Genomic DNA, 22,986 nt, shown 5'->3' on the forward strand with positions numbered 1-22,986 from the left:
CAAATTCGCAAATTTGTCTTCTTCATTTTTAAATAATTTGCGAATTTGCGGTTAAAATAATTTTCAATTATTGTAATAATAATGGTAAAACGTCTGAGATTTTTTCAAGCGATTTGAAGTTATCATGTTCTATTTCAAAATCAATTTTTTCATATTCCCAAGTGGTGTGATAAGCAATATGATAACCATGTCCTCCAATGTTTAAAACTGGCAAAACATCCGATTTTAAGGAGTTTCCAATCATGATGAAATCTTCAGGTTTTGTGTCTAAACGACCTAACATTTTTTCGTAATCCAATTCTTTTTTGTCGCTCATTACTTCAATATGGTGAAAATAATGTCCAATTCCAGAATCGTGTAATTTTCTGTGTTGGTCTTTCAAATCGCCTTTGGTTGCTACAACAAGCTTGTATTTTCCTTTTAATTGTTGCAAAACATCTTCCACTTCTGGTAAAAGTTCTACAGGTTTTTGAAGTAAATCTCTACCAATAGCAATAATTTTTTTTATGCCTTGTCCCGATATTTGATCATTGGTCAATTCTAAAGCAGAATCAATCATAGAAAGGGTAAATGCTTTTATTCCAAATCCATACAAAGGAAGATTTTTCACTTGATGACTTAATATCAGTTGTAAAATTTCTTGCTTGGAAGCATAATCTGCAAATAGTTCACAGAACTTTGCTTGAGCTTCATCAAAGTAAGGTTCGTTGTGCCACAAAGTATCGTCGGCATCAAAAGCAATTATTTTTGGATTCATGGTTAATTAATCTTTGAATTTATAAAAAGAATATGTTCTTTTTTCTTTATCGTAACCACCATAAAATAAAGCTGAGTTTAATCTAAAAACAGTTTGGCAAACTAAATCTTCGTTTTTATCTGCAAAAACTCTAAGTTCGTCAAAGGCTAATTTTTTTAATTGTCCGTCAACATGATTGAAGTCATTATCAAACAAACAATTTATGTAAACAACTTTTCTTTTTTCGTAAGAATTCAAATTGTTAACCGAGTAATTTGAAGAAATAGCAGCTCCAATTAGAGCTCCTGTAAATCCACCAATCATTCCGCCATACATTGTTGCATTATTACTTTGTACCAAAGAAACACTTCCTAGCGTTACATATATTTTATCATTTTGACTGTAACAAGAAATAGAAGGATTTAGATTGTAAATTTTTCTCAATAATTGATTTGAATTATCTAAAACCCTTGTGTTTGATATTTTCCCATTTTCTTGAATAATTTCTGAGTTTTTAAATTTTATTTCTTTTTCTGCATAGGCATCATATTCTTTCAGAACACTTCCTTCAAGATCTTTAACAGAAATTTTTAAAACATCAGAATTTAATTTTAGCTGAACAATTTTGTCACTCAATAAAAAAGAATTTGATTCTAAACCACCAAATTCAGTTTCTTGAACATATGATTGTGAATATGATTTTTGAACAACTGTAAAGTCACTTAAATTAAAATTTAGCATTTGAGTAAACCCAGTATTCTCATCAAATGTAAAAATCAGATTACTACCATTAACATACGCTTTTCTTTTGTTAGCACTAAAAGTTAGCGAAGGAGGAGTTTCATTCAATATGTTTTGAATGTTTAATGAAGGTTGAAAACTAGATCCATAATTAATAAGTTCCCAAAGATTGGTTTTCTTGTTTTCTTTATCGATAAAAGTTTTATCTGATAAATCGACACTTTTCTTTTCCATTTGACCATCTTTAAATACATAAAAATTTAATGTACTTGTATTCTTTAATATGGTAATCAAATAAAAAACATTATTAACTGTTATTTTTTCAATAGGTTTTTCTTTGGTAAATTCTAATTGGTATGTTTTGAAATCAATTTTTTTGTTTTCAAAATCAAAACATTGATAAGCAATTTCTTTGCTGTTTGTGCTTGCCCAATAAGAATAATACTTGTTGTTAGAAATGCTATAACCAATAATATCGTTATATTCTTGATAGGGACGATTTCCTGATAATGAATCTTTAAGTTCAAAATTTTCATCAAAACGAATTGTTTTTACACCATCTTTGTTGCTAAAAAACAACAGAACTTGTTTTTTTTCAGAATCTACAACTTGAAAAACATCTGATTTTTTTGCAACTTTTAAAGGAACAGATTTTACTAATTCTTGTGAAAAAGAAATGGAAGTGATAAGTAAAGCTAAGGCGAATAGTAATTTTTTCATAATATTTTTTTTAATTGGTTATTGAATATTCATCAACTAAACGTAATAATTCATTTTTTCTTTTGTCATCCAACAATGAATATTGAAACGAATTTTTTGATAAAGTCACTAAATCTTCTTTTGATAAATCCAACGCTTCTTGAATAGCCGTAAAGTTCTGATTCAAATAACCACCAAAATAAGCCGGATCATCTGAGTTTACAGTTGCTTTAATTCCTTTATTCAGCATGGTTTTTAAAGGATGCTGTTTTAAATCGGTAACGACTTTCAATTCTAAATTTGATAATGGGCAAACCGTTAAAGCCATATCTCTTTTGATAATTTCATTAACTAAATTTTCATCTGTCAAACAATTATTTCCGTGATCAATTCTTTCAATTTTCAATCCATCAATTGCTTCCCAAACGTATTCGGCTGGACCTTCTTCGCCAGCATGCGCTAACAAAACATAACCTTCTTTCGCCGAAGCTTCAAATACTTTATAGAATTTAGATGGTGGATTTCCCATTTCGGATGAATCCAAACCAACAGCTTTTATTAAATGTTTATAAGGCAACGATTGTTTCAGGGTTTCAAAAGCATCTTCTTCAGAAAGATGACGCAAATAACTCATTACTAGCAAAGAAGAAATATTCCATTTTTCTTGTGCTTCATTTCGCGCACGTTGAATTCCGTTGATTATAGTCTCAAAAGCAACTCCGCGTTGTGTATGTGTTTGTGGATCAAACATTATTTCGGTGTGAATAATATTTTCTTCGTGACATTTGGTTAAATACGCCATTGTCAATTCGTAGAAATCTTGCTCGTGAATAAGCACACTTGCGCCAGCATAATAAATATTTAAGAAATCTTGCAAACAAGAAAATTTATAAGCTTGCTTAACTTCTTCAATAGTTTTATATGGAATATCAATTTGATTTCTTTGCGCCAAAGCAAACATTAATTCGGGTTCAAATGAACCTTCAATATGTAAATGAAGTTCTGCTTTTGGAAGTTTTTGTATGAAGTTTTTCATGTAATTTTCTTTTAACTAATCAACGCACCATTTTCAACTCCATCAGCGTCTGGATTTACGAAAACCAGTTTTCCGTCTGCGTTGTTGGTCATCAAAATCATTCCTTGACTTTCTACTCCACGCAATGCTCTTGGAGCTAAGTTTACTAAAACTGTAACGCGTTTTCCAACTACTTCTTCTGGTGAGAAATGTTCTGCAATTCCCGAAACTATGGTTCTTACGTCTATTCCAGTATCAACTTTTAAAACTAAAAGTTTGTTTGCTTTTGGCATTTTTTCAGCTTCTAAAATAGTTCCAACACGCAAATCTAATTTTGAAAAATCTTCAAATGTTGACGTTTCTTTTTGTGGTTCAATCACTTTGTTTTCTGCTTTATTTGCCACTTTTGTAGCTTCTAGTTTGTCTATTTGTTTTTGAATTTCAGCGTCTTCTATTTGAGCAAATAAAATTTCAGCTTGTCCAATTTGATTTCCAGATGGAAGTAAATCGGTTCTTTCAGAAACATCTTTCCAACTCAAATTCAAATCAGTTTTTAGAATTCCTGATAATTTGCATGCTGTAAATGGCAAGAAAGGTTCTGATAAAACTCTCAAGGCAGCTGCAATTTGTAATGCCACATACATTTGAGTTTTTACTCGTTCTGGATTTTCTTTTACCATTTTCCATGGTTCTTCGTCGGCTAAATATTTATTTCCTAAACGAGCAACGTTCATCAATTCGCCTTGTGCTTCTCTAAATCGGAATCTTTCAATTGACGAAGAAATTACCGCAGGATACGCTTTTAATTCAGCTAAAGTTTGTTCGTCAACTTCTGTAAAATCATTTGGAGTAGGAACAATTCCATCATAATATTTGTTAGTTAAAACAACAACACGATTGATGAAATTTCCAAAAATAGAAGCCAATTCATTATTATTTCTTGCCTGAAAATCTTTCCAAGTAAAGTCGTTGTCTTTAGTTTCTGGAGCGTTTGATGTTAAGGCATAACGCAAAGAATCTTGTTTATCTGGAAAATCTAACAAATATTCGTGCAACCAAACGGCCCAATTTTTTGAAGTAGAAAGTTTGTTTCCTTCCAAATTCAAAAACTCATTTGCAGGAACGTTATCTGGTAAAATAAAACTTCCTTCGGCTTTCAACATCGCAGGAAAAATAATGCAATGGAAAACAATATTGTCTTTTCCAATGAAGTGAACCAATTTAGTATCGGCATCTTTCCAATACGGTTCCCAATCTTTTCCTTCACGAGCTGCCCATTCTTTGGTTGACGAAATGTAACCAATTGGTGCATCAAACCAAACATAAAGTTTCTTTCCTTCTGCACCTTCAACAGGAACGTCAATTCCCCAATCTAAATCACGTGTAACTGCACGAGGTTTTAATCCGTCGTCTAACCATGATTTTACCTGCCCAAGAACATTGGTTTTCCAATCTTTTGCATGACCAACTAAAATCCATTCTTTTAAGAAATCGTCATATCTATCTAGAGGTAAAAACCAATGCTTAGTCGATTTTAAAATTGGAGTTTCACCAGTTATAGTCGATTTTGGATTGATTAAATCAGTTGCATTTAGTGTCGAACCACATTTTTCGCATTGATCACCATAAGCTTCTTCATTGCCACATTTTGGACAAGTTCCAACCACAAATCTATCTGCAAGAAACTGGTCGGCTTTCGCATCATATAATTGCTCAGTTACTTCTTCAATAAAGTCGCCGTTATCGTATAATTTTCTAAAAAAATCAGATGCTGTATCGTGATGAATTTTAGAAGAAGTTCTAGAATAATTGTCAAACGAAATTCCAAAATCAATAAACGATTTACGAATAATTCCATCGTATTTATCGATAACTTGTTGCGGAGTTATTCCTTCTTTTTTGGCTTTCATCGAAATAGCAACGCCGTGTTCATCGCTTCCGCAAATAAACGCAACATCTTTTCCTTGCAATCTTAAATAACGTGCATAAATATCACTTGGAACATAAACTCCAGCTAAATGCCCGATGTGAATTGGTCCGTTGGTATAAGGCAATGCTGCCGTTATGGTATATCTTTTTGGATTTTCTAACATGATAAAATTCGGTATATATCTTGCAAAAATAAGCAATAGATTTCAATTCAACTTAATTTATATATTTGTAGTTCAGTTTTAAAAACAAAAATGAAGAAATTTACATTCTATATTCTAATTTTTATTTTCTCAATAAACCTTCAAGCTCAAAAAAAGATGATATTCCCACCTAATTTAAAAAAAGGCGATACTGTTGCTATTGTAGCAACAGCGCGTAAAAACATTGAAGACAATCTAAAACCAGCTATTTCATGGTTAAAAAATTGGGGTTTAGAAGTAGTTGTTGGTTCTACGATTGGTTTAGACAATAATCAATTAGCTGGAACTGACGAGCAACGAGCAGCCGATTTTCAAGAACAATTAGACAATCCGAATATCAAAGCTATTTGGTGCGTTCGTGGTGGTTATGGAACAGTGAGAATGATTGATTTATTAGATTTCACAAAATTTAAGCAATCTCCAAAATGGATAGTTGGTTTTAGTGATGTTACCGTTTTACATAGTCATTTGAATACTATGGGTTATGCCTCAATTCACGGTATTATGCCTGTAAGTTCTAAAGCTAGTGAAGAAGCTAAAGAGACTTTAAGAAAAGCTTTGTTTGGTGAGCATATAGAATATACTGTTCCATGTGAGTTTATGAATAAATACGGAACAGCCAAAGGTGAATTAGTTGGAGGAAATCTATCTATTTTATATAGTTTATTTGGTTCGCCATCGGCTATAGATTGTTCTGATAAGATTCTTTTTATTGAAGATTTAGATGAATATTTATATCATATCGACAGAATGATGATGAATTTAAAACGCAATGGTTGTCTTGAAAGTTTGAAAGGAATCATTGTTGGAGGAATGACTAAAATGAAAGACAACGAAATTCCTTGGGGTAAAAATGCTTTAGAAATCATTCAAGATGTTACTAAAAATTACAATATTCCTGTAATTTACAATTTTCCTGCTGGCCATATGGCAGATAATCGAGCCTTGATTTTTGGAAAACAAGTTACAATGGAAGTGAACGATATAGAGAGTAAAGTGGTTTTTGAATAGATGGTTAGATTTTTGGATTATTAGATTTTTAGAAAAAGCATTCAAAGAAATTCAACAATCCAATAGTCTAAAAAATCCAACAATCTAAAAAATGGCAGAACACAACGATTTAGGAAAATTAGGAGAAGAATTAGCTGTAGACTTTCTGCAACAGAATGGCTATGCGATTCTTGAAACTAATTGGACGTTCCAAAAAGCCGAAATTGATATCATTGCCCAAAAAGAAAACACACTTGCCATTGTTGAGGTAAAAACTCGTTCCTCACTTGAGTTTGGTTTACCTCAAGATTTTGTAAAGCCTAAAAAAATCCAACTTTTGGTCAAAGCCGTAAATGAGTATTTGATTTCCAATGATTTAGATTTGGAAGTTCGATTTGATATTATTTCGGTTTATAAAGAAGACAACGAGTTGAAGATAGAACATTTGGAAGACGCTTTTTTTTACTTCTAAGATTAAACAATTTATAAAAATCACACATTTATTTTGTTGTTATTATAAACTAATTACATTTTTATTAACTTTACCACATAATTTTACCTTAAATACTATGAAAAAAATCTTTACAATTGCCTCATTGTTTAGTTTTGTTTTCTTGTTTGCACAGAATGAAGTTGCGAAAAAGATTCAAGAATTAGAAGCATCTCGAGTTGTTTTTAGACCATTTACGGTTTTAACAGCCTCACAAGATAAACCAGATGAGAACATAAATAATGTTGTCACTGATGCTACATTAGCAACTATTAAAACAACTATTGTTAACGATATCGTTGCCAATAAATATGAATTTATAGAATTGTCTATTCCTTACAATGGGTCAATTGTAAAATTAGATTTATATAAAGTAAATATATTTGCAGAAGGATTTCATGTAGACACTGATAAAGCAAAAAATATTCCTTACGAAAAAGGAGTTCACTATCGTGGAATAGTTAAAGGTGATTACAATTCTATAGCATCTTTTAATTTCTTTAATAATGAGTTCAACGGAATTGCTTCCAATGATGAATTAAACAATCTTGTGGTTGGAAGACTTGATAATAAAAACCATAATAACTTTACGGATTATATTGTTTATTCCGATTCCAAAATGCAAGTAGGAAGCGGTTTTGAATGTTCATTCAAAGATGATGAATCACTTCATAGCGATGAGACAATAGTTGCAAATAGAGATATCAATAGTGTAAGATGTGTTACAATGTATTTTGAAATTGACTATAATTTATTTCAATCAAATGGCAATAGCACTACAACAACTACCAATTGGATGACTTCCGTTTTTAACAATGTTAAATCATTATATCAACAAGATGGTATTACAGTATCATTGAAATCAATGTTCATTTGGACTACTCTAGATCCTTATGAAGGAATAGGAACTTCTTCTTCAGCTTACTTGTATAAGTTCAATGAAGTGCGACCTATTTTTGATGGAGATGTTGGACAATTAGTTGGAATTGATCCAGGAGGATTGGGAGGAGTTGCAGTTGGAATAAATGGTTTGTGTTCTCAAAACAATTTTAGTTATTCAGATGTGAATTTTGCTTATACCAATGCGCCTTATCCAACCGTACCTACTTATTCATGGACCGTTCAAGTAATTACTCATGAGTTTGGTCACTTATTAGGTTCTAGACACACTCATTCTTGTGCTTGGAACGGAAACAATACAGCTATTGATAATTGTGCATCGTCGGCTTTGGGTTCATCAGCAGAAGGTTATTCTTGTAGAACTACGCCTTTAACTATTCCTTCAACAACTGCAAAAGGAACTATAATGAGTTATTGTCACTTAGTTAGTGGTGTGGGGATTAAATTCAGTAATGGATTTGGTACACAACCTAAAAATGCTGTTTTAACAGCTGTAAATAATGGTCCTTGTTTGAGTACAGATTGTATAAATACTTGTATCAATACAGTTTCATCTATATCGATAAATAATGTAGGAACAGATACAGCAACAATTAGTTGGATTGATTCTGGAACATTTACTGCTTGGAAAGTTAGAGTGTATCCTTTTGGAGGAACACCTGGTAGTTGGGTTACTGTAACCACAAATAATTATGTTGTAAATGGTTTAAATCCAAATTCATACTATGTGGCAGAAATAAGCCCAAGTTGTTCAGCTGGTCTTGAAATTGGAGGAAGACAATTAATTTTTGTGACTGCAGCAAACTTCTGTAGTGGTATTGTATTTACAGATTCTGGTGGTGCAACAGGAGATTATACTAATATGGAAACTGTAATAAGAACTATTATTCCAAATGTTGCAAACAATGAAATTGTACTGACCTTTTCGGCATTTTCACTTGAGGTAGATTATGATTATTTATATGTTTATGATGGAAATTCAACTGCTGCACCATTAATGAATCCGGGTGGAGCTACTGGAACAAATATTCCTGGTCCATTTGTTTCAACTGCTGTTGACGGTTCTTTAACTGTTAAGTTTTATTCTGATCAAGGAGTAATTGACAGTGGGTTTGTTGCAACAATTACTTGTTCGCCAAGATTAAATACTAACAGTAACAATTATATTGATTTTAGTTATTATCCAAATCCATCTAATGGAAAGGTTACAATCAATTCAAAAACAGCTATCAATCAAATCCAAGTTTATAATGTTACTGGACAATTGTTGTTAGATAAAAACTTGAATGAAACTACTACTAATGTTGATATTTCAGCTTTTGCCCAAGGAACTTATTTCTTCAAATTGAAGTTTGATGGTGATAAAGAAGCTAATTTCAAAGTACTAAGAAGATAACACTATCTATAGAGTACAAAAAAAGCCATCTAATTCAGATGGCTTTTTTTGTACTCTATAGATTAGTTTCAAAGCTTTGTTTGTTTTTCCTTGAAATTGAGTTATGTTTTAGATTTGGTATAAATTAGTGTTTTTAAATTTTAATGAGACATCTTGATTAAATAATTGAGCCCAAATTAAAAAGGTAGTGGAATAACTTGATCGGAATATAATGGCTTTCCGATTCTAGAGGCTCCATTTTTTAACTTCAAATAATCTGTTGCAAGTTGCCAAATATATTCATAGCCATTATCACCAATTTCATTTTTCCTTTTTTCAATTTTATCTTCGTCTAATGAAACTAAATCAGCAATTATTGGATGCACTAATGTCCACATTTTAGAGTTATTTTTTCCTGGAATTAAATCAGATTGTAATTGTTGAATTTTTGCGAATGTGTTAACGCAAACAAGCCTATCTTTAACTTTAAAATTATATCTTTCTTGGATTCTTTTTTCAAATAGTAACATAACGATACAATCAATATCTTCATTGTAAGCTGCAATTAATAATGGGTCTGTTTTTACAACTATTGCACCTTGACTATCTCCATATTTTACATGCTCAGAAATTGTTTCAATATGAGTTGAAAAGCCCCAATTCTTGAGTTTGTATTTAATTTGTTGAATAGGTCCAAATATTTCGGGTATTAGAAATTTTAATTTCTTTAAATTTATATCAATCCCTATTGAATCTGAAGCAAAACTTGAATTATCATGATATTTCATACTATTTTTTAGTAAAATTAATCAATAAATGTTTATAACCTTTCTGTTTAAACTAAATCTTATTCATCAATTCCAAAGCTTTGTTAATGCTTTTTACATTTTCAAAAGTCAACAATAAACGCAGTCCGTTTTTGGTTTCTTTTTCTTTCATTTTGCATAGGCTACTGTTCATTTGAACAAACTGTACCATTTTCATAAAACGATTCGATTGATAGAAATCACTTTGTTGGTCGCCTACAAAATAGCCTACCATTTTTCCTTGTTTCATTACCAATTTTTCGATTCCAATAGCAGTTGCTTTCCATTTTATTCTGATGCTGTTTAGTAAGGCATTAGCTTCTTTTGGTAAAGCTCCAAATCGGTCGATTAATTTCTGTTCGAATACTTGTAATGCTTCCTCGTTTTTAATTAAACTCAATTCGTTGTATAAGTTCAAACGCTCAGTAATATTATTGATGTATTCGTCAGGGAAAAGCAATTCAAAATCGGTGTCGATTTGTAAATCTTTTACATATTCTTTGGTTTCGATGTCGTTTTCTGTTGGATACAAATCTTTGAATTCGTTTTCTTTCAACTCTTCAATGGCTTCGTTCATGATTTTTTGATAGGTATCAAATCCGATGTCGTTGATGAAACCACTTTGTTCTCCGCCTAATAAATCTCCGGCACCACGAATTTCTAAATCTTTCATGGCAATGTTAAATCCACTTCCTAATTCTGAAAATTGTTCTAAAGCATGAATACGTTTTCTAGCATCATCGGTCATGGCAGAATAGGGTGGCGTGATGAAATAACAAAACGCTTTTTTATTACTTCTTCCCACACGACCACGCATTTGATGCAAATCAGACAAACCAAAATTATTCGCATTATTAATGAAAATCGTATTTGCATTTGGCACATCCAAACCACTTTCAATAATCGTTGTGGCTACTAAAACATCAAATTCACCATTCATGAAAGCCAACATTAATTCTTCTAGTTTTTTACCATCTAATTGTCCGTGACCTATTCCAACTCTTGCATCTGGAACTAATCGCTGAATCATTCCGGCAACTTCTTTGATGTTTTCAATTCTGTTGTTGATAAAGAATACTTGTCCGTTTCTTTGAATTTCATACGAAATGGCATCGCGAATTAACTCTTCGTGAAAACGAACCACATGCGTTTCAATTGGATATCTATTGGGTGGAGGCGTTGTAATTACTGATAAATCACGAGCAGCCATCAAAGAAAACTGCAACGTTCTCGGAATTGGAGTCGCCGTTAAAGTCAACGTATCCACATTGGCTGAAATTGTTTTTAGTTTGTCTTTTACGTTTACACCAAATTTTTGTTCTTCGTCAATAATCAACAATCCTAAATCTTTGAATTTTACATCTTTGTTTACCAATTGATGGGTTCCAATGATGATGTCAACTCTTCCTTCACCAAGATTTTTAATGGTTTCGGTTCTTTCTTTGGCAGTTCTAAAACGATTTAAATAATTTACAGAAACTGGCATGTCTTTCAATCGTTCAGAAAAAGTTCTATAATGTTGGTACGCCAAAATTGTAGTTGGAACTAAAACGGCTACTTGTTTTCCATTATCAACGGCTTTAAATGCTGCTCTAATGGCAACTTCTGTTTTACCAAAACCAACGTCACCACAGACTAATCTGTCCATTGGTCTATCGGTTTCCATATCGGCTTTTACGTCTTGAGTTGCTGTAATTTGGTCGGGTGTATCTTCATAAATGAATGAACTTTCCAACTCTTTTTGTAAATAACTATCTGGTGCGCAAGCAAATCCTTTTTCCAATCTTCGCTTTGCGTAAAGCTGAATTAAGTTGAAGGCAATATGTTTTACTCTTGCTTTTGTTTTTTGTTTTAAAGCTTTCCAAGCGCCACTTCCTAGCTTGTAAATCTTTGGTGGTGCGCCGTCTTTTCCGTTGTATTTAGAAATTTTATGCAGCGAATGAATGCTTACATAAACGATGTCATTATCTGCGTAAACCAATTTTATAGCTTCTTGCGTTTTACCTTCAACTTGAATTTTCTGCAATCCTCCAAACTTTCCAATTCCGTGATCGATGTGCGTTACATAATCGCCTACGGTCAAGGAAGTCAGCTCTTTTAGAGTTATGGTTTGCTTTTTAGAATAACCATTTTTAATATTGAATTTGTGGTAACGTTCAAATATTTGATGGTCGGTGTAACACGCTATTTGGTTTTCTTCATCAACAAATCCTTTAAACAATGGAAAAACTACGGTTTTATATTGTTTGCGAACGCTTTCATGATTTTCCTCATCTATGTCTTCAAAGATATCATGAAAACGATTGGCTTGATTTTCATTGGAACAAAACAAATAATTCTTAATTCCATTGAAGTGATTTTCTGCCAAGTTGTTCATCAATAAATCAAATTGCTTATTGAAGGAAGGTTGTGGTTGAATATGGAATTCAATTGTTTTATCAATTTTATAAGTTGGCGCATTGCTCAATTCTACTACAGAAAAGTTCAAGGCTTTCTTTAAAAATTGTTCTTGATTAAGAAATAAATCTTTAGGTTCAAGATGTTTTATGGTGGCGTCTAATTTGGCAAATACTTCTGTTGCTTTCGCAAAAAGTTTGTCTAATTGATGGCAAAGCAAATCGGTATTCTGAATGAAAAGCACCGTTTTCTGGTCGATATAGTCTAAGAAACTTTCTCTGTTTTCTTCGAAGAATTTGTTTTCTACATTTGGGATAATGGAGATTTTCTTGAGTTTTTCAATAGATAATTGTGTTTCAACATCAAAACTTCTGATGGAATCTACTTCGTTTCCAAAAAATTCTATTCTGTAGGGATTATCATTTGAAAAAGAAAAAACATCTACAATTCCACCACGAACTGAGAATTCTCCTGGTTCTGTGACAAAATCTACTCTTTTGAAATTGTATTCAAATAATACTTCGTTAATGAAATCAATGGCGATTTTATTGTTTACAGAAATTTTTAAAGTGTTTTTGTCAAGGTCTTTTTTGGTAACTACTTTTTCAAAAATGGCTTCGGCGTAGGAAACAATTATAGCTGGTTTTTTACGCGAATTGATTCTATTTAAAACTTCGGCTCTTAGTAGAATATTGGCGTTGTCTGTTTCATCAATTTGATAAGGACGACGGTACGAACCTGGATAAAACAACACATCTTGATCGTTGATGAGTTGCTCTAAATCGTTGAGGTAATAAGCCGCTTCTTCTTTATCGCTGAACAACAAAAGAAAAGGTAATTCTGCTTTTTCAAAAGTAGATTGAATTACAAAAGACAACGCCGAACCCAATAAACCTTTTGCGTTTATTTTGGAATCACGTTGCTCTAAAGCATTAGATAAAAGCTGGACTTTTGCCGACTTTTGATAGACAGAAATGACGTTATTTTTACTCAAAATTATTCTAAATCGGGATCAATGTTTGTCGATGGAACAGCTCTTGTTGAGTCTTTCATACTCAAAATATCTGGTTCGCCATCTTCTCTTGGTATAAGACTTCTTTTTACAATTTCTTCCATCTGTAATTGAAGGTATTCTACTTCCATATTAATTTCGCCAACAAGTTTTACAACTTTTGCATCTGGAATTTGATTTAGGTGAATGAATAAATCCAACGATTTTATTTTGGTTGTTACAACTGCGATTCTGGCTTTGACTTGTGGCTTATTGAATTCTAATGGAATATTGTTGTTTAAGTCCATTACTTTTACAGAAAGCGCTTTCGATTTTTTCTGAAAAGCGCCAATGGTACTTTTTGGTTTTTGATTGATTTCTGTTAGAAAGTTACGCCATTCCATCCAACTGTTGATGCGGCTTTGTGTTATAGGTTCTACAGGTGCAATATTAAAAATCCATCCGCGGTTGATGTTGTTGAAAATGACTTCTTTTTTCTTTGCTTCTTTCTGTTGTTCAATAATCAGTGTAGTGTTATCGTTTTGACACGATGCCAATACTAATATAAAGAAAACTAGATATATCGATGATAACTTCATTAGAAGAATAATGGGTTTGATTACAAAAGTACAAAAGTAGGAGTTTTGTTTTAGAGATTTTGTGAAAGGTTTTATAAATGTTCACTAATTGTTTTTCAAATGGAAACTGTAACATCATTCTCACGAAAACGTTATCTTTGTAGTACAAACAAACAAACTATGACTACTAAAATATTAATAATCGGTGCTTGTGGGCAAATAGGTACCGAGTTAACCACCAAATTAAGAAGTATTTACGGAAATGACAACGTGATTGCTTCCGATATTCGAAAATTAAATAATGATATCGTTAACAACGGAATTTTTGAAGTTGTCAATGCTTTAGATTACAATCAGATTGAGCATTTGATTGAACAATATCAGATTACCGATGTTTATTTAATGGCAGCTTTACTTTCTGCTACAGCTGAGAAGAATCCAGCTTTTGCTTGGGATTTGAATATGAACTCACTATTTCACGTATTGAATTTGGCGAAAGCTGGAAAAATAAAAAAGATATTTTGGCCTTCAAGTATAGCGGTTTTCGGACCAACAACTCCAAGAGACAATACGCCACAATATACCATCATGGAACCAACAACCGTTTACGGAATTTCTAAACAAACTGGCGAGCGTTGGTGTGAATATTACCACCATCAATATGGCGTTGATGTAAGAAGTATTCGTTATCCAGGATTAATAAGTTGGACTACCGAACCAGGTGGTGGAACTACAGATTATGCGGTAGATATTTACCACAAAGCAATTGAAAAAGGTTCGTTCACTTCGTTTCTTTCAGAAGATACTGCTTTGCCTATGATGTATATGGATGATGCGATTAAAGCTACCGTTAGCATTATGCAAGCCGATGCAGAAAAGATTAAAATTCGTTCTTCTTATAATTTATCGGCGATGAGTTTTACTCCAAAAGAAATTGCTGAAGAGATTAAGAAACACTATCCTAATTTTACCATAGATTATAATCCAGATTTCCGTCAGAAGATTGCTGATAGTTGGCCTGCTTCTATTGATGATACTTCTGCAAGAGAAGATTGGGGTTGGAGTAACGATTTCAACATAGAAAACATGACCGTTGAAATGTTGGAAAACTTGAAAAAGCAAAAATAATAGATATAAAAAAAGCGCTACCCCAAGAACAAGGTAGCGCTCAACTCTAAACAAAAAAATCCTATTGTTGAACAATTGGAGCTCTTAGAGATTCTAATACAGCCACCACATCGTTGTATAGTTCTGAGTTAGCTGGTACACCGTTAGCAACGGCAGCAGCTCCTACATAACCTTCAAATTTGTCGTAGTTTGCATTAGTAGATTTTACACCCATTCTTGGATTAGTTGCTGGATTATGAGCATTAACCATGTCAAGACCTGAGTAAGTATTTACTGCATTTGTTCCTCCTGTATTGAACGAGAAGAAATCGGTTAAGTTGTCTACTAGAATGGCTAAATTAGTTGTGTTTCCTGCACCAACTTCTGTTAATACTGGTGCGAAATGCGCTCCTAAGTTACCTGAAGCACCACTTTGAACATCAGCAACGATTAGTCCAACGGTTGAATTTACTACTTTTCTGTAGCTCAAACGACCTTGCTCAATCATTTGTCCGGGATTATCTGGATCGGCTACCATTGTTGTTCCGCCTAATCTAGCGTAGATTGATGGTTTCTCTGGAGCTGCTTGTGTTTCATCATCATCACTACAAGATGTGAACACTGATGCTCCAATTACCAATGCACAAAGTGCAAGTTTTGAAAATTTAGTCATAGCATTTATATTTAAAGATTAATTAAAAAATTGATTGTACTAATTTGGTAAACTTATAACTCAAGCCGTCTTTCTTGATTACTGGACACACTTGCTTGTTGGCAAGATTGGCTGGTAATACAAAACGTTCTGCTTTATAATTTCCTTTGCTCATTAATTCGTTGTACACCTTTTCTGAGTTGGCTATGGTGTTGTCGTGAAAGTAAACCACCACATTGTTTTTGACAATAATGTCACTTTTTACACCTTTAATAGCGTGTAGTTTTTCTCTTATTTCAACTGTTCCAATAGAATCAAATGGTTTGTCAAAATCAATTCGACTGATTTGGATGGTTGCATTTTCAATAGGTCTAGCATTAGCTATGTGATAGACTAATATTGCAAAAAATAATAGTCCGATTCCCAGAAGACTGAGTAGAGCGATTTTTACTTTCTTGTTAATTTTCATGACGTTCTTGATTTGTTTATAGAGTCATGTACGAGAATAAAAAAGGTTTGGTTTTATTGGGTATAAAAAAAGTTCCAATTAAGGAACTTTAGTTTTTAGTTTTTCAATCAGCGCATCTTCTATTGGCGCCTTTATTTTTGTAACTTCATCAGAGTTGTCGTTTGGAACTGTCATGGACAAAACGTAGTGCTTTATTTTCCAAGTATTTTTTACTTTGACCAATACTCCTGAACCTCTACAGATTTTCATTTGGGTGTTTAACAGTTCGTCAAACCAAGCTGTTTTTCCGTCTTTTGAGAAGTAGATGTTTCTTTCTAAAGCAGTGAAACTCCATGCGCGACCTTTATCGAAATAGGGTTTTGCAAAAGCTTGAAATTGCTTTTTATTCCAGTTTTCTGTAGCATCGGTTCCTATGTAAATGGCATCATCGGTTAGGTAACTGAAGTAGTTGTCAAATTGAACGTCGGCTGCTGCTTTGTGCCAATTGTCTAACATGGTGTTTATTGCTTGCTTGTCTTGTGCAAAGGACAATTGTGTTATAAGTGCTAGTGTGAGGAGTAGTTTTTTCATGGGATTTGTTTTGATAAAAATACAAAAAGTTGCCACAAAGTCGCTAAGACGCTAAGTTTTTTTTATGATAAGGCACAAAGTTTATTCGCCACAAAGGCACAAAGGCACAAAGTTTTTTATGACAAGGCGCTAAGTTTATTCGCCACAAAGTCGCTAAGGCACAAAGTTTTTTATTACATAAAGATTTATGAATGTGATTTTTATGCTAAGAAAATTAGAGAAAACCTTCGTGCCTTGGTGTCTTTGCGGCAAAAATCATTAAAACTTCTCACCGTGTTGCGACAAGTCTAACCCTAAATCTTCTGATTCTTCTGTGACGCGGATTGGGATTATGAGGTTGGTTAGTTTGAATAAAAGATAAGCACCACCAAAGGTGAATGCAGAAACTAAAACTAAGGCCATCATGTGGTGACCAAAAACACTCCAGCCGCCGTGAAGTAAGCTGGCGTTTTCTCCTTGAGCGAAGATGGCTGTTAGAATCATACCCATGATTCCGCCGACGCCGTGACAGGCGAATACGTCTAGTGTGTCGTCTATTTGCTTTAGCTTTTTCCAGTAGACCATTTTGTTGGAAACTATGGCGCCTATGAATCCGAAGAAGATGCTTTGTGGAATGGTTATGTAACCTGCCGATGGTGTTATGACTACTAAACCAACAACTGCTCCGATACATGCTCCGAGTGCGGAAACTTTTCTTCCGTTTAATCTATCAAAAAATACCCACGTCATCATGGCTGATGCTGAGGCGATGGTGGTTGTTGCAAATGCCATGGCTGCTGTTGCGTTGGCTGCAAGTGCGGAACCTGCATTGAAACCAAACCAGCCAAACCATAGCAATCCTGTTCCTAGAAGTACGAAAGGAATGTTGGTTGGAATGTGTTCGCTGTTTTTTCTTTTGCCCAAAACAATGACTCCTGCTAATGCTGCGAAACCTGCGCTCATGTGCACCACTGTACCTCCTGCGAAATCCTTTACACCGAAATAGCTACCTAATAGGCCGTGAGGATGCCAAATCATGTGGCATAACGGTGCGTAAATACAAACTGTAAACAAACAAATAAACAAGAGGAAAGAGATAAAGCGAATACGCTCGGCTAAAGCGCCGGTTATGATTGCAGGCGTAATCACAGCAAATTTCATTTGAAAAAGGGCAAACAATATGAAAGGAATACTAGAACCTAACGCCTTGTGAGGCAAAAGTTCTACTTGATCGAAGAAGGCAAAATCTAGCGGATTGCCTATAATACCATAATATGTTCCGTTGAGGTTGATTCCTATTGGGCTTCCGAAGGAGAGACTGAATCCTACGGTTACCCATAGCAAACTTACGACTCCAAGGCAGATGAAGCTTTTGAGCATGGTAGAAATGACGTTTTTCTTGCCTACCATACCGCCATAGAAAAAAGATAATCCGGGTGTCATTAATAAAACTAAGCACGATGCTGTGAGCAACCAAGCTACATCGGCAAAGTTAATGGTGTTGGCTTCGTTGAAATTGGTAGTAGGCGGTTGGTGTTGCCAAAACAAACCTGTCACTGCTACCATAGTAATAATTACAAAAGCCGATATCCAACGTTTTTCTAAACCCATTTTTATTTATTTTTACAATATACCCTAAAAATAATAGGGTAAAATTATAAAAATAGTACTATTTTAATTCTAAATTGAATAAAAAAATAGGGTTGTGTTTTTATTTTTATTAAATAATGAGTTATAACGCTCTTTTATTAAAATTAATAAAATTATATTGGGTAATTTTGATAATGCGCTAATTTTTGAGTTGTTCGATTGTTTATCAAGGGTACCACAACCATACCTTTGCTATACCTCTTATATACTTCATCCATACTTCTAGCATACACTCGGCATACATAAATGATACACTCGCCATACACTACGCATACACTAAGGTATTATTTATGAATTATGAATTATGAGTTAATTCTTGTACTAAACGTTAAATAAAGACTTTACTGGTTTTTATAGCACTACCTTTCGGCATCTTGTCTAATCAAGTGTGGGAAATGTGGTATGGATGCGAATTTTGAAACCTTGATTGCGAGTTATATTACAGATAAAGTAGGCATTGCCGATCATTTTTTGAGTGATGATTTGTGTTATCATTTGAAAGCCAATTTACTTGCTTTGAGTGACGACCAACAAATGATTACCGCTGGTGTTGGCAATGACGGAAAAATAGTTTTTGACGATTTGATAAGAAACGACAAGATTTATTGGCTAGACAAAGCCCACAACAACCGCCACGAAACAGAGTTTCTAGAAAAGATAGAAGCGTTTATTGAGTACTTAAACGAAAGTTGTTTTACCAACATAAAAAGCTATGAGTTTCATTACTCGTTGTATGAAATTGGGAGTTTTTACCGAGCGCATTTAGACCAATTTGAAGACGACAACAAACGCCAATTCTCGATGGTGAGTTACCTGAACCCACATTGGAAAACCCAAGATGGTGGCGAACTCTTTATACACCAAAAACCCAAAAACCAAGCCATTGCACCGATGCAAGGCAAAACGGTTTTCTTTAAAAGCGACGAACTCCAACACGAAGTTTTAGTTACCAATGAAAGAAGGTTTAGTGTGACTGGTTGGTTGAAGAGAGGTTAGTAATTGACTAAAAAATCTTTAATAAAATCGTTTTCTGTCTCATTTTTTGAATCAAATTTCAATATGAATTTTAGCATGAAAAAGAAAAATTATAGTTAAGTTTATAAAAAAATTTAATGATGATTAATGTTACATGCGCAATCATTTTAATTGAAGATAAAATTTTAGTAACTCAACGAAGTGAAAAAATGAAATTGCCATTAAAATGGGAATTTCCTGGAGGAAAATTAGAAGAGGATGAGAATGAAATTGATGGTATACAAAGAGAAATAAAAGAAGAAATAAATATTGAAATTGAAATTTTAGAGAAATTATCAAATAGTATTTATGATTATGGTACTTTTAAAATCAACTTGATTCCTTTTATCTCAAATTATGTTTCTGGAGAAATCATTTTGTCCGAACATAAAGATTATAAACTACTTGATAAATCAGAATTATTAAATTTAGATTGGGCAGAAGCAGATTTGCCAATTGTGGAAGAATTTTTAAAACTTGAACTATGAACCAAGGATTATATGAAGAATTAGTTACGAAACTAATCAATTATAAATTAAACGAATTAGATAAGAATACTTTTCAAGTAAAGAAAACCTCAATTGATAAAGCGGAAGCAGCTCAATTATTATCTCAACATATTGGTAGAACCATAAAACAAGCTTTTAACTTAATTAAAGGCGAAGATATTCTTGAAACTCAAATTGCGATTGCCAATAAAATTATTCTTTTTTTAAAAGAAGAATTGAAAAAAGAAGAGTTTGAAGATGATTTAATTGAAACTGAAGGTAAAATTTTGAAAGCAGTTTTCACTAAAGTTGACAATCATTTTACAGATTTAGATTTACACTTAAAAGAAATTACACCTTATACAAGATTAATTCATAGTGAACTTTTCACAGGTGGAAATTCTGGAACAACTTTAGAAAGTGAGTTACGAAAGGAAATTTTATCATCTGATGAAATAGATTTGCTAGTTTCATTTATAAAATGGAAAGGAATTAGAATTTTAGAACGTGAATTAAAAGAATTTACAGATAGAGGCGGAAAACTAAGAGTAATTACAACTACATATATTGGCGCAACAGATGCAAAAGCAGTTGAATTTTTATCTTCATTAAAAAACACAAAAGTTAAAGTTTCTTATAATACAGGAAATGAAAGGTTACATGCAAAAGCTTATTTATTTCAAAGAAAAACAGGTTTTCACACTGGATATATTGGTTCTTCAAATTTTTCTCGTTCTGCATTAACAGATGGATTAGAATGGAATCTAAAAATAACAACCAAAGAAGTTGGCCATATTATAGATAAATTCAAGAAAACTTTTGAAGCTTATTGGCAAAATTCTGAGTTTGAATTATATGATAGAAATATTCATTCTGTAAAGTTAGTTGAAGCTTTAAAACAAGGAAAATTTTCTAAAGAATACACTTTTACAACATCTTATTTTGATTTAAAACCGTTTCATTATCAGAGTGAAATCCTTGAAAAATTAGAAGTTGAAAGATCAGTTCATAATAGATATAGAAACCTTTTAGTTGCCGCAACAGGAACTGGAAAAACAGTAATTTCTGCTTTTGATTATAAAAATTTTAGAAATAATAATCAATCATCAAAGTTACTTTTTGTCGCTCATAGAAAAGAAATTTTACAACAAGCAAAAGCAACTTTTCAAGGAATTTTAAAAGACAATAATTTTGGTGATTTATGGGTTGATGGATTAGAACCAAACTCAAATGAATATGTTTTTGCTTCGGTTCAAACTTTAAATAATCGACTTAAAGAAATTAAACTTTCACCAGAGTATTATGATTTTATAATTGTTGATGAAGTTCATCATATCTCGGCATCAACATATAGACCTATAATAAATTACTTTAAACCTAAAGTTCTTTTGGGATTAACAGCAACTCCTGAAAGAATGGATGGAGAAGATATTTTAGAAGATTTCTGTAATCGTATTGCTGCTGAAATTAGACTTCCTGAAGCTTTAAATAAGAAATTATTGAGTCCGTTCCAATATTTTGGAATTACAGATAGTATAGATTTAACAAATGTTAAATGGGAGAAAGGAAAGTATGTCGCAAGTGAATTGACAAGTTTATATACAAAAAATGATGTGCGTGTTGGTCAAATAATTTCAAATCTTGAGAAATACACAAACGATATAAACGATGTTAGAGCAATTGGATTTTGCGTTACAGTTGAGCATGCAGTTTTCATGACAGAAAAGTTCAATTTAGCAGGTTTAAAAGCGGAATGTTTGACAAGCAAAAATTCAACAGATAGAGAAAGAATTAGAGCTCAATTCAAGAAAAAAGAATTCAATTATTTGTTTGTAGTTGACATTTTTAATGAAGGCGTAGATATTCCAGAAATTGATACAGTTTTGTTTTTAAGACCAACAGAAAGTTTAACAGTTTTTCTTCAACAATTAGGTCGTGGATTGCGTTTAGCAGAAGGAAAAGATTGTTTGACAGTTTTAGATTTTGTCGGAAATTCAAGACCTGAATACGATTTTGAAAGTAAATTTAGAGCATTAATTGGAAAAACAACCACATCAGTTCAAAAAGAAATTGAAGATGATTTTCCTCATTTACCTTTAGGATGTTCAATTATTTTAGAAAAGAAAGCAAAAGAAACTATTCTTGAAAATATCAAAAAAGCAACATCTTTAAATATAAATCAACTGATAGCAAAGATTAGAAATTTTCAACATCAAACAACATTGCCATTAACTTTAGAGAATTTTATTAGTTTAAATAACTTATCAGTTGAAACAATTTATAAAAAAGATAGTTGGTCAAGATTATGCCAAAAAGCAGGAGTTATTGATGATTTTGAACCAATTAATGAAAAGCAAATTTATTCAGCCATTGGTAAAAAGTGGTTGTCCACAAATTCTACAAGTTATTTCAATTTCATTTTAAAAATTGCTAAATCTGATTTTAATATTCAAATCAAAGATTTTAATGAAAATGAAAAAACTATGCTATTAATGTTGCATTATGATGTTTGGCAAAACGCAGGCGGTTTTGATTCATTAGAGAAAAGTATAAAACAAATAGGGAAAAATAAAGTTCTTGTTAATGAAATCATTGAAATATTAGAAATTTTAATTGACAAAATTGGATTTAAAGAAATTGACATTAAACTTCCATACGAACAACCATTAAAGTTACATGCACGCTATACAAGAGATCAAATCTTAGTCGCTTTTGGACTAAGTTCATTTGATAAAAAATCTTCAAATAGAGAAGGAGCTGCCGAAAATAAAAAGTTAAATACAGAAATACTTTTTATAAATTTAATTAAATCAGAGGAAAATTTCTCACCAACCACAATGTATGATGATTATGCTATAAGTGAAACATTATTTCACTGGCAATCGCATAATGCCTATGGACCCGAAACAAGTAAAGGATTATCATATATAAATCATGGTGAATTGAATAAAAAAATATTACTCTTTGTTCGAGAAAAAGCAAATGATGAAAACGGAAATACTCTTGGTTATGTTTTTATAGGTGAAGCTAATTTTAGAGAAACAGAAGGATCAAAACCAATGAGTATTAAATGGGAACTTAATGAACCAATGCCTAATTATTTGTGGAAAGAATCTGCAAAAATGTCAATTGGTTAACAAAAAAAACCTCCAACTTTCGTTAGAGGTTTTTAAAAAGGTAGTGTTTTCCACCTCGTCCTTCGGACAC

At 32.5% G+C, this 22,986-nt stretch carries 18 protein-coding genes; 7 read left to right on the top strand and 11 right to left on the bottom strand.

Annotated features, from left to right (window positions below):
* Positions 1–67 precede the first annotated feature (67 nt).
* Genes ACYU7A_RS04430 through metG form a run of 4 tightly spaced genes read right to left on the bottom strand, consistent with a single transcriptional unit; the run spans position 68 to position 5,284 of the window.
* Complete coding sequence (locus ACYU7A_RS04430; protein ID WP_460574401.1) at positions 68–757, bottom strand: HAD family hydrolase; 690 nt, start codon at positions 755–757, stop codon at positions 68–70.
* 6 nt (positions 758–763) lie between these two features.
* Positions 764–2,197 carry a hypothetical protein gene (locus ACYU7A_RS04435; protein WP_460574403.1) on the bottom strand — a complete coding sequence of 478 codons (1,434 nt, stop codon included), beginning with the start codon at positions 2,195–2,197 and terminating at the stop codon, positions 764–766.
* Positions 2,198–2,207: 10 nt separating this feature from the next.
* Positions 2,208–3,212, bottom strand: a complete 1,005-nt coding sequence (locus ACYU7A_RS04440; protein WP_460574405.1) for an adenosine deaminase — start codon at positions 3,210–3,212, stop codon at positions 2,208–2,210.
* 11 nt (positions 3,213–3,223) lie between these two features.
* Positions 3,224–5,284 (bottom strand): methionine--tRNA ligase, encoded by a 2,061-nt coding sequence (gene metG, locus ACYU7A_RS04445; protein WP_460574407.1) that lies wholly within the window; start codon positions 5,282–5,284, stop codon positions 3,224–3,226.
* A 90-nt stretch (positions 5,285–5,374) separates the two neighbouring features.
* Between metG and ACYU7A_RS04450 the strand changes: the two genes are divergently transcribed.
* The 3 genes from ACYU7A_RS04450 to ACYU7A_RS04460 all read left to right on the top strand — a co-directional run bounded on the left by ACYU7A_RS04450 (position 5,375) and on the right by ACYU7A_RS04460 (position 9,099).
* A complete protein-coding gene (locus tag ACYU7A_RS04450; RefSeq protein WP_460574409.1) occupies positions 5,375–6,334 on the top strand; it encodes a S66 peptidase family protein in 960 nt (319 codons plus the stop codon).
* A 91-nt stretch (positions 6,335–6,425) separates the two neighbouring features.
* Positions 6,426–6,785: a YraN family protein gene (locus ACYU7A_RS04455; RefSeq protein ID WP_460574411.1), complete on the top strand. Its 360-nt coding sequence runs from the start codon at positions 6,426–6,428 to the stop codon at positions 6,783–6,785.
* A gap of 97 nt (positions 6,786–6,882) precedes the next feature.
* Positions 6,883–9,099: a M12 family metallo-peptidase gene (locus ACYU7A_RS04460; RefSeq protein WP_460574413.1), complete on the top strand. Its 2,217-nt coding sequence runs from the start codon at positions 6,883–6,885 to the stop codon at positions 9,097–9,099.
* A gap of 176 nt (positions 9,100–9,275) precedes the next feature.
* Here ACYU7A_RS04460 and ACYU7A_RS04465 read toward each other — a convergent pair whose 3' ends face one another.
* Genes ACYU7A_RS04465 through ACYU7A_RS04475 form a run of 3 tightly spaced genes read right to left on the bottom strand, consistent with a single transcriptional unit; the run spans position 9,276 to position 13,871 of the window.
* Positions 9,276–9,866, bottom strand: coding sequence for a hypothetical protein (locus tag ACYU7A_RS04465; protein ID WP_460574415.1), 591 nt, complete (start codon positions 9,864–9,866; stop codon positions 9,276–9,278).
* Between the two features lie 52 nt (positions 9,867–9,918).
* Positions 9,919–13,257, bottom strand: a complete 3,339-nt coding sequence (gene mfd, locus ACYU7A_RS04470; protein WP_460574814.1) for a transcription-repair coupling factor — start codon at positions 13,255–13,257, stop codon at positions 9,919–9,921.
* 20 nt (positions 13,258–13,277) lie between these two features.
* Positions 13,278–13,871: a hypothetical protein gene (locus tag ACYU7A_RS04475; RefSeq protein WP_460574417.1), complete on the bottom strand. Its 594-nt coding sequence runs from the start codon at positions 13,869–13,871 to the stop codon at positions 13,278–13,280.
* Between the two features lie 159 nt (positions 13,872–14,030).
* On the opposite strand from ACYU7A_RS04475, the gene ACYU7A_RS04480 reads away from it, so the two are divergent.
* Complete coding sequence (locus tag ACYU7A_RS04480) at positions 14,031–14,978, top strand: L-threonine 3-dehydrogenase (protein WP_460574418.1); 948 nt, start codon at positions 14,031–14,033, stop codon at positions 14,976–14,978.
* A 61-nt stretch (positions 14,979–15,039) separates the two neighbouring features.
* Here ACYU7A_RS04480 and ACYU7A_RS04485 read toward each other — a convergent pair whose 3' ends face one another.
* From ACYU7A_RS04485 to ACYU7A_RS04500, 4 genes are all read right to left on the bottom strand, one after another.
* A complete protein-coding gene (locus ACYU7A_RS04485; protein WP_460574420.1) occupies positions 15,040–15,630 on the bottom strand; it encodes a globin family protein in 591 nt (196 codons plus the stop codon).
* A 22-nt stretch (positions 15,631–15,652) separates the two neighbouring features.
* The gene (locus tag ACYU7A_RS04490) at positions 15,653–16,078 is read right to left on the bottom strand and encodes a hypothetical protein (RefSeq protein ID WP_344815923.1); all 426 of its coding nucleotides are present in this window, start codon (positions 16,076–16,078) and stop codon (positions 15,653–15,655) included.
* Positions 16,079–16,156: 78 nt separating this feature from the next.
* Positions 16,157–16,648 (bottom strand): nuclear transport factor 2 family protein, encoded by a 492-nt coding sequence (locus tag ACYU7A_RS04495; RefSeq protein ID WP_460574422.1) that lies wholly within the window; start codon positions 16,646–16,648, stop codon positions 16,157–16,159.
* Positions 16,649–16,906: 258 nt separating this feature from the next.
* Complete coding sequence (locus tag ACYU7A_RS04500) at positions 16,907–18,238, bottom strand: ammonium transporter (RefSeq protein WP_460574424.1); 1,332 nt, start codon at positions 18,236–18,238, stop codon at positions 16,907–16,909.
* A 441-nt stretch (positions 18,239–18,679) separates the two neighbouring features.
* On the opposite strand from ACYU7A_RS04500, the gene ACYU7A_RS04505 reads away from it, so the two are divergent.
* From ACYU7A_RS04505 to ACYU7A_RS04515, 3 genes are all read left to right on the top strand, one after another.
* Positions 18,680–19,273 (top strand): 2OG-Fe(II) oxygenase, encoded by a 594-nt coding sequence (locus ACYU7A_RS04505; RefSeq protein ID WP_460574426.1) that lies wholly within the window; start codon positions 18,680–18,682, stop codon positions 19,271–19,273.
* 116 nt (positions 19,274–19,389) lie between these two features.
* Positions 19,390–19,779: a (deoxy)nucleoside triphosphate pyrophosphohydrolase gene (locus ACYU7A_RS04510; RefSeq protein WP_460574428.1), complete on the top strand. Its 390-nt coding sequence runs from the start codon at positions 19,390–19,392 to the stop codon at positions 19,777–19,779.
* Positions 19,776–22,916, top strand: a complete 3,141-nt coding sequence (locus ACYU7A_RS04515) for a DEAD/DEAH box helicase (protein WP_460574430.1) — start codon at positions 19,776–19,778, stop codon at positions 22,914–22,916. The genes ACYU7A_RS04510 and ACYU7A_RS04515 overlap by 4 nt, the downstream gene beginning before the upstream one ends.
* The last annotated feature ends 70 nt before the right edge of the window (positions 22,917–22,986 follow it).

The sequence above is a fragment of the Flavobacterium koreense genome, from assembly GCF_054776075.1.